This window comes from uncultured Campylobacter sp., from assembly GCF_938045205.1.
Classification (GTDB): domain Bacteria; phylum Campylobacterota; class Campylobacteria; order Campylobacterales; family Campylobacteraceae; genus Campylobacter_B.
This window is the reverse complement of record NZ_CALIMY010000078.1, coordinates 1-6409: the sequence shown is the minus strand read 5'-3', so window position 1 is coordinate 6409 and position 6409 is coordinate 1. Positions and strand designations below refer to the sequence as shown.

Sequence of the window (6409 nt, the reverse complement as noted above, 5' to 3'; positions counted from 1 at the left end):
CAAAAAGCATGTTTTTCTATAAATACTTTAAGCGATTTATGCTCTTTACAAAAAAAACTCATAAATGGCGAAAGCGTTATCGTAGATAAAATAGGGCAAATATCATATACTATCAAACTAAAAGGTGGTAGATTCGACAATTTTGACATAGGCCTTATAGATGCCAATATAGCCGAAATAGTTTTATCGTATCAAAATAATTTTTATAAAATAGTTTCCACTTTGGAAAAAAATTATAATGTTGAAAATATAGACAAGACTAAACTTTTAAAGTTTAAATTGGAACGTGGTAGCCTACAAATAGAGCTAAAAGACTTAATTGCAACTTTATTGGAGAGTATAAAAAATATGAGTGATCCATACAAAGTGATTGTAATCGTATTTATAACGCTAGCGATTTTAGGCGGATACTCCTACAGTGAGTATTTAACGCATATCGAAAATTTGGCTGAAATAAGCGCTGAAAGCGAAAATAGGCGTATCATAGCAGACCTAAAGTCTGATAAAAAATTACAAAATGCCGTTAATGAGCCGAAAAAGACCGTAGCTACCGTGCTTCGTGACGACGAAAGTGCCGTATTCAACGACGAAGAAGAGCCTATAACTCACGAAAAAGTAAAAAAATTCGAGTTTAAAGAGTTAACCGACACGACGACAACGGATGATCAAATCGGAGAATTTACTATTTTAGGATACGAAAAGACAAATAGCGGAGATAGAAAATTTAAAATAGACGTAAACGGCATAAAATGGGTTAGCGCGAACCTTATAAACGCAGATCAACGCATAAAGCTGGCCACTGCTATAGAAAGAGGCAATAATGTGAAGCTGAAGATACGCACTGTTAAAGAATACGGCAAAATAAAGGAAGTTGCTATTCTGGATGTTATGGGCGGAGAATAGTAAGATGAGCGATAATCTAATCAAAACTACCTGCAAGCGGCTGGGGCTTACCTATAAGCAGCTGGGAGAGCTGATAGGGTATTCCGAGAGCGCCGTCAAAAATGCGGCCGTCGGAAACGTAAGCGAACCTATGAGTTTTGCCATTTCTCAATACTTCAAAATTCAAGACTTGGAAGCAAAGCTCAAGACTTGTGAAGATTTTAAGAAAAATTTAAAAGACTTTTTAAACTCTTAAAAGTCTTTTAAAGTATTATTCTACGCATTAAAACTACTTTACAAAACCTAAATACTTGACATTAAGTCCTTTTTAGTATATAATTACGCCATAAAAGTCATTTAGTGGCTTATGGTCTAAGGTTTGTCGAAAGACTTCAATCGTTTAAAATTTTGCCAAAGGAGTAAAAGATGAAAAATTTAGTAGTCATTAACGACCAAAGCGTAGAGTTTGAAGTGATGGATAATGGGATATTCACCACTTCATTAAGTGTTGCAGCAGTTTTTGAGAAACGCCATGCCGATATTATAGCGAAAATATCCGAATTTCCAACTGATGATTTTAACGAACGGAATTTTTCGCTCGTTAAATATCAAGACCAAAAAGGCGAATTTCGTCCAATGTATAAAATGACCCGCGACGGATTTTCGCTTCTCGTTATGGGTTTTACGGGCGAGCGAGCTTATAAGTGGAAAATAGAGTTTATTGCCGCTTTTAATAAGATGGAGGCGATGATTAAGCGCGGCAACTCTCACTTAGACGCTATTATCGACAATATGGGCGTCCTAAACGAAAAGATAGATAAGCTTCAAGCCAAAAACTCCGCCCTTGCAGGCGAGCTGATCGAAGCTAGCCGCAAATACACCGCCGCACTTGAGCGCGAAAACGCCCTATTGCGTCGCGATGCCGAAGGAGCCGGGCAGCTGCTTAAGAAATCCACCAAGCTAAGCGAAGCGGAGAGAGATGAAGTAGCAAGGCTGTATGAAAGCGGGCTATCGCAGGCGCAGATATGCCGCAGGCTCGGTCGCAGTGATACGGCGGTACGAAACGCGATAAGATCTCGCAGTTTAGGCAGCGCGAGCGAACTTTTCGGAGGTGCGCTATGAGGGAGGTAAGTATTGCCTATATTGATGCGGCGGATAGGGCAAGGGATATGCTTTTATGCCTAGGCGTTTTAATGCAAGGTCTTGGCTTAGTATGCGAGAATTACGAAAGCCCGAGCGGGCTAAAAGAAGCGCTCTATCTTTTAAGCAGATCCTGCGACGGCGCAAGCGACGATATGGTTCGAGCGAAAGCTGAGGGGCTATCGCCCGCTAAGGCATAAAATAACTTCATCGGGGCGAGAGATCGCCCCTGTTAAAAATTCCGCCCGTTTTTGCTACAATCATTCCAAACCGTAGCAGCGGGCTTTATTCTGCTTTGCTACGCTCGTTTTGCTCGCCCGAGAAATTAACCACTGAAAGTGCCTGCGATAGCAGGCAGTAACTTTAGGTGGGTGCAGGGAGCGCAGCTCCCGCTCGCAGGGCGGGCTTAGCTCGCCCGAGAAGTTAAAACAAAAGGAAGGGTGAAATGCAAAGAATTCAGGGCTACCGCACGGACAAGGTATGCGCCGAGCGGGTGAGGATGCTAAAGGGTGATGCGGATGTAGCTTACCGCGAGCTTGCGGCGATGCTAGGTATCAGCGTCGAGCGCGTCGCGATGATAGAGCGCACGGCGCTTGCGAAGCTTAGGCACCCGAAAAACCGCAAGAAGTGGATGGAGATATTTGAAACCATCGCCGAACTTGAGCGCTGCGAAGCTCAAAGACTCGGCAGCGGCTGGAGCCTGAAAGGAACGAAGAGTTGAAGCTTAAGGATTTAATAAATCTAAGCGCCGAAAACTACAGCGCGAGCTCACTTCGCGAACTACACGCAAAGATGAGCGCCACCGTACCCTCCACGGTAAGCGTAGGTTTGCGCTCGGTGCGTCGCGACGAGATAAGAGGCGGGTTGCTCGTAAAGGGCTGGGCATTTTATGTGAGCTTTTACTACGGGAGTAAAAAGCCCTGCGCGGAAATTGCGAGCTTCGGTAGACTTCATATTTGCGCCGATGAGACGATGGCGGCAGATCTGTATATTGAGAAAATTTTAAGATATCTAAGAGAGGCGTAACGTTTATCGGGCTCTTTTTGCAAGAGCCTATATAAGCGCTAAAGCTTAAATTTTAAAACAAAGGAGCAAAAGATAATGGACAAACGAACGGCAAGGCTCTGTTTCGTAAGCTCGCCGTATGCAAGCATCCCGTGCAAGCATGAGCGAGATCGCGACTACTATGCCCGCAAGCTTGCCGAGCAAGCCTGCGCCATCGTGCGCGCCAACGGCTACGAGCCTATATCGCCTGTGCTTGCATGGATGGGGGTGTATAGCGAGCTGGAGCGCGAGCGAATAATGAAAAACTGCGAGGAGCTCCTCTCGGTATGTAGCTACTACTACTTTTTTGCCTGCGAGGGTAGCGAAAATAGCAAGGGCATGGCATACGAGCGAGAGCTTGCAAAAAAGCTCGGCGTGAGGGAGCTGAAATTTAGCTTGTTTGATGAGTGAGAGGCATGCGGTGCGGATCGTAAAGAAGAATAAAAATAAACTTCCGATCTGCCTACGATACGGCTACGTCATAAAATACGGGCTAGCCAAAAAATTTAAAATTTTAGGAGAAAAACTATGGAAATCAAAAACTTCGCAGATGTCGATAACGCGCTAAAGCGAGTATGCGAGTTAGAGGTGGCGCTTGCCGATATAAACGGAGAGATAACGCTAAAGTGCAACGAGATCAAGGATGCACAAAAAGCCCGGGTAGAAAAGCTCGATAGCGAAAAGAAATATATCGAAGCCCAAATCACGGCTTTTTGCGAGAGCAATAAGGCGGAGTTCGCCGAAAAGCGCAGTAAGGATTTCACCTTCGGTAAGATAGGCTATAAGCTCAGTAAAAGCGTAAGCTTGCCGCGCATAAAAGAAAAGGTCGAAAAGCTCATCAAAGCGCTAAAGAGCTATAAGCTTGATGATTGCATATCCTACGAGGAGACTATAAATAAAGACGCGATTTGCGAGCTTGATGACGCAAGCCTCGTTAAGCTTGGGCTAAAGCGCACGGTGAAAGACAACTTCCGCATCGAAACCAAGATAGAAAATTTGCAAAGCGCAAATGTCTAAAAAGGATAGCAGATGAAAAACGACTCGCTAACTTCAAAAGAGAGCATGTTTCAAATATACTGGAGCAAATTTAAAGGCTCAAGAGACAATAAAAACAGGCCTTTGCCTAGATATGTCAGAAGGGCGAAACTAAAGACATTTGTTAAAGGGCTTTAAGCCCTTTAACAAGCCTTTTAATCGGCTTTAAAGGCTTGTTAAAGAGTTTAAATTTAAAGGAAAGAGATGACCCACATCGCAACGCTTTCGGGCGGCAAGGATAGCACGGCGATGCTAGATTTGCTACTGCGCGACAAAAAGCCACTCGATCATATTGTTTTTTACGACACCTTGCACGAATTCCCGGTTATGTATGAATATATCGCCAAGCTCGGCGAGTATTTCAAGGCGCGATATGGCAAGGAGATCACAAAGTTAAGACCTGCAATGAGTTTTGAGGAGTGCATTTTCGGACGCATAAGCAGAGGCGAAAACAAAGGTGCCATTCGGGGCCTCCCCGCTCCGCAGACGCAGGGTTTTTGTGCGTGGCGGAGAGAGGCGAAAGTTGCGCCGTTTGAGCGTTGGCTAAAGGCGCAGAACTTCGACGAATATAAGATCTATATCGGCTACACTACGGACGAAACCCGCCGCAGAATGGACGGCAATGAGTTTCTTTATCCGCTCATAGATGACTACGATATGAGCGAAGCAGACTGCACGATATATCTGAAAGAGCGCGAGATGGAAAATCCGCTATATAGGTTTTTCAGCCGCACGGGCTGCTACTTTTGCCCCGCGCAGTCAAAGCGCGCTTTCTATCAAGTATGGAAAAATTTCAAGCCCGAATGGGAGTATATGAAGCGGATCGAAGCTGAGCTTTTGACTTTGCAAGATAGCGGCGAAGCAGTATTGAATACGTCGTGGTTTGCAGGGAATTTAACCTGCACGGATATGGAGGCAGAATTTATCCGCCTAAGCAGGCAAGGCTCTTTGGCGTTTGACGATGAGCCTCTGAAAGATTGCTTCTGTAAAATTTAGAGGATAGGCGATGAGAGAGATTAAATTTAGGGCGTTTTTGCGTTGCAGTCAGAGACTGGCAAACGGAATAACGCTTGGATATGAGAAAATTCCAAAAGGAATATATGAAGTAATGGATCTAAATTTCGCGAATGAAATAGCTACGCTTTGGAGCGAAAAAGAGCAAACCTGCTTCGAGGTTTCTTTCCGTAAAATCGAGCTAATGCAATATACAGGTGTAAATGACAAAAACGGCGTAGAAATTTATACGGGCTTCTTCGTTAGATGGGGATTGCGCACTTATAAAATTTGCTTTGATTGCGGATTTTATATGCACGACTTGAGCAGAATAAACCCGGATTATCCAATTACTAAGGAATTCAAAAACGCTTCAGATGAGTTTGAAGTCATCGGCAACATCTATGAGAACCCAAATTTGGAGATTAAATAATGCAGCTCTTTTTGATATTTGAGAGCACGATATTTATCGCGCTTAGCATCACGGCGATAGTAGCGCTAATAATACTGAAAGATTAAGAAAGACGGACACCGATATGAACGAAAACGATATATTCGACTTTTTACAAAGCTCGAGTCTAAAAAGTGAAAGCTTTAACGAGAAAATCGAATTTTTGATAGAGGATTTTTTAGTTAAGCGACTTATTACGTTGATTTATGCTGACGGCGGCACAGGCAAAAGCTACATGGCATTCGCGCTAGCTAAAAGGCTCTGCGAGGAAAGCCAGAGAGTGTTTTTCATTGATTACGATAATCCCGTCGGAGTACTAAAGCAGCGCGGAGTAGACCGACTCCTCATAAATCGCTTTCCAAATCTCAGCTACATTCAGCGCTCAAGTATCGAAATGGACGGCTTCGAGCTCGTGATGAAGCTGGAACAAAACGCGATCGGCAAAGCGTATGAGGGCTGCGTTTTCATACTTGATAGCCTGCGCGATTTCGTGGATATAAATAACGATAACCGCGTAAATAGGCTATTTGCAGCACTTAAAAATTTGCGCGAAGCCGGCGCTACGATCTTGATTCTGCATCACTCAAATAAGGATGGGCGCAACTACCAAGGCAGCAACCATATCAGAAATTCGCTCGATGTAATGTATCATCTCATCAAGCGCCCCAGCCAGCAAAACGAGCTAAATTTTTTATGCGAAGTAGCAAAAGAGCGCGCGGGGGTAAAAGACGGCGGCTTTTGCGTGGATCTAGCAAGTTTGCAGCTAAAAGAGCTTGATCTGCAGCTTGCGAGGATGAGCGAATACGAGCTCGGCTTTACCGCTGAGATCAGGCGCGCGCTGGAGCTTGGGGAGCTAAATAAAAC

At 44.2% G+C, this 6409-nt stretch carries 13 protein-coding genes; all 13 read left to right on the top strand.

Annotated elements, in window-relative coordinates:
• Positions 1 to 903: hypothetical protein (locus Q0198_RS04575; RefSeq protein ID WP_297895528.1), on the top strand; the 903-nt coding region annotated here is incomplete at its 5' end.
• A 4-nt stretch (positions 904 to 907) separates the two neighbouring features.
• A complete protein-coding gene (locus Q0198_RS04570; protein WP_297895526.1) occupies positions 908 to 1138 on the top strand; it encodes a transcriptional regulator in 231 nt (76 codons plus the stop codon).
• Between the two features lie 170 nt (positions 1139 to 1308).
• Positions 1309 to 2004, top strand: a complete 696-nt coding sequence (locus Q0198_RS04565) for a Rha family transcriptional regulator (RefSeq protein WP_297895524.1) — start codon at positions 1309 to 1311, stop codon at positions 2002 to 2004.
• A complete protein-coding gene (locus Q0198_RS04560; RefSeq protein WP_297895522.1) occupies positions 2001 to 2222 on the top strand; it encodes a hypothetical protein in 222 nt (73 codons plus the stop codon). The genes Q0198_RS04565 and Q0198_RS04560 overlap by 4 nt, the downstream gene beginning before the upstream one ends.
• Before the next feature lie 245 nt (positions 2223 to 2467).
• Positions 2468 to 2743 carry a sigma factor-like helix-turn-helix DNA-binding protein gene (locus Q0198_RS04555; RefSeq protein WP_297895520.1) on the top strand — a complete coding sequence of 92 codons (276 nt, stop codon included), beginning with the start codon at positions 2468 to 2470 and terminating at the stop codon, positions 2741 to 2743.
• Positions 2740 to 3048 (top strand): hypothetical protein, encoded by a 309-nt coding sequence (locus Q0198_RS04550; protein WP_297895518.1) that lies wholly within the window; start codon positions 2740 to 2742, stop codon positions 3046 to 3048. The genes Q0198_RS04555 and Q0198_RS04550 overlap by 4 nt, the downstream gene beginning before the upstream one ends.
• Positions 3049 to 3123: 75 nt before the next feature.
• Positions 3124 to 3477, top strand: coding sequence for a DUF4406 domain-containing protein (locus Q0198_RS04545; RefSeq protein WP_297895516.1), 354 nt, complete (start codon positions 3124 to 3126; stop codon positions 3475 to 3477).
• A complete protein-coding gene (locus Q0198_RS04540; RefSeq protein ID WP_297895514.1) occupies positions 3470 to 3634 on the top strand; it encodes a hypothetical protein in 165 nt (54 codons plus the stop codon). The genes Q0198_RS04545 and Q0198_RS04540 overlap by 8 nt, the downstream gene beginning before the upstream one ends.
• Positions 3595 to 4083, top strand: a complete 489-nt coding sequence (locus Q0198_RS04535) for a host-nuclease inhibitor Gam family protein (RefSeq protein WP_297895512.1) — start codon at positions 3595 to 3597, stop codon at positions 4081 to 4083. Before Q0198_RS04540 ends, Q0198_RS04535 begins: the two co-directional genes overlap by 40 nt.
• Before the next feature lie 12 nt (positions 4084 to 4095).
• Positions 4096 to 4239, top strand: a complete 144-nt coding sequence (locus Q0198_RS04530; RefSeq protein ID WP_297895509.1) for a hypothetical protein — start codon at positions 4096 to 4098, stop codon at positions 4237 to 4239.
• A 66-nt stretch (positions 4240 to 4305) separates the two neighbouring features.
• Entirely contained in the window at positions 4306 to 5097 is a 792-nt protein-coding gene (locus Q0198_RS04525) for a phosphoadenosine phosphosulfate reductase family protein (RefSeq protein ID WP_297895500.1), read from the top strand.
• Positions 5098 to 5107: 10 nt separating this feature from the next.
• Positions 5108 to 5527: a YopX family protein gene (locus Q0198_RS04520; RefSeq protein ID WP_297895497.1), complete on the top strand. Its 420-nt coding sequence runs from the start codon at positions 5108 to 5110 to the stop codon at positions 5525 to 5527.
• A 103-nt stretch (positions 5528 to 5630) separates the two neighbouring features.
• Positions 5631 to 6409 (top strand): AAA family ATPase (locus Q0198_RS04515; RefSeq protein WP_297895495.1); only part of this gene is annotated, 779 nt, incomplete at its 3' end.

Bases quoted from the DNA above. Each gene is read 5' to 3' on its own strand.
- Q0198_RS04570 (WP_297895526.1), top strand. From the start codon at position 908: ATGAGCGATAATCTAATCAAAACTACCTGCAAGCGGCTGGGGCTTACC.
- Q0198_RS04565 (WP_297895524.1), top strand. From the start codon at position 1,309: ATGAAAAATTTAGTAGTCATTAACGACCAAAGCGTAGAGTTTGAAGTG.
- Q0198_RS04560 (WP_297895522.1), top strand. From the start codon at position 2,001: ATGAGGGAGGTAAGTATTGCCTATATTGATGCGGCGGATAGGGCAAGG.
- Q0198_RS04555 (WP_297895520.1), top strand. From the start codon at position 2,468: ATGCAAAGAATTCAGGGCTACCGCACGGACAAGGTATGCGCCGAGCGG.
- Q0198_RS04545 (WP_297895516.1), top strand. From the start codon at position 3,124: ATGGACAAACGAACGGCAAGGCTCTGTTTCGTAAGCTCGCCGTATGCA.
- Q0198_RS04540 (WP_297895514.1), top strand. From the start codon at position 3,470: ATGAGTGAGAGGCATGCGGTGCGGATCGTAAAGAAGAATAAAAATAAA.
- Q0198_RS04535 (WP_297895512.1), top strand. From the start codon at position 3,595: ATGGAAATCAAAAACTTCGCAGATGTCGATAACGCGCTAAAGCGAGTA.
- Q0198_RS04530 (WP_297895509.1), top strand. From the start codon at position 4,096: ATGAAAAACGACTCGCTAACTTCAAAAGAGAGCATGTTTCAAATATAC.
- Q0198_RS04525 (WP_297895500.1), top strand. From the start codon at position 4,306: ATGACCCACATCGCAACGCTTTCGGGCGGCAAGGATAGCACGGCGATG.
- Q0198_RS04520 (WP_297895497.1), top strand. From the start codon at position 5,108: ATGAGAGAGATTAAATTTAGGGCGTTTTTGCGTTGCAGTCAGAGACTG.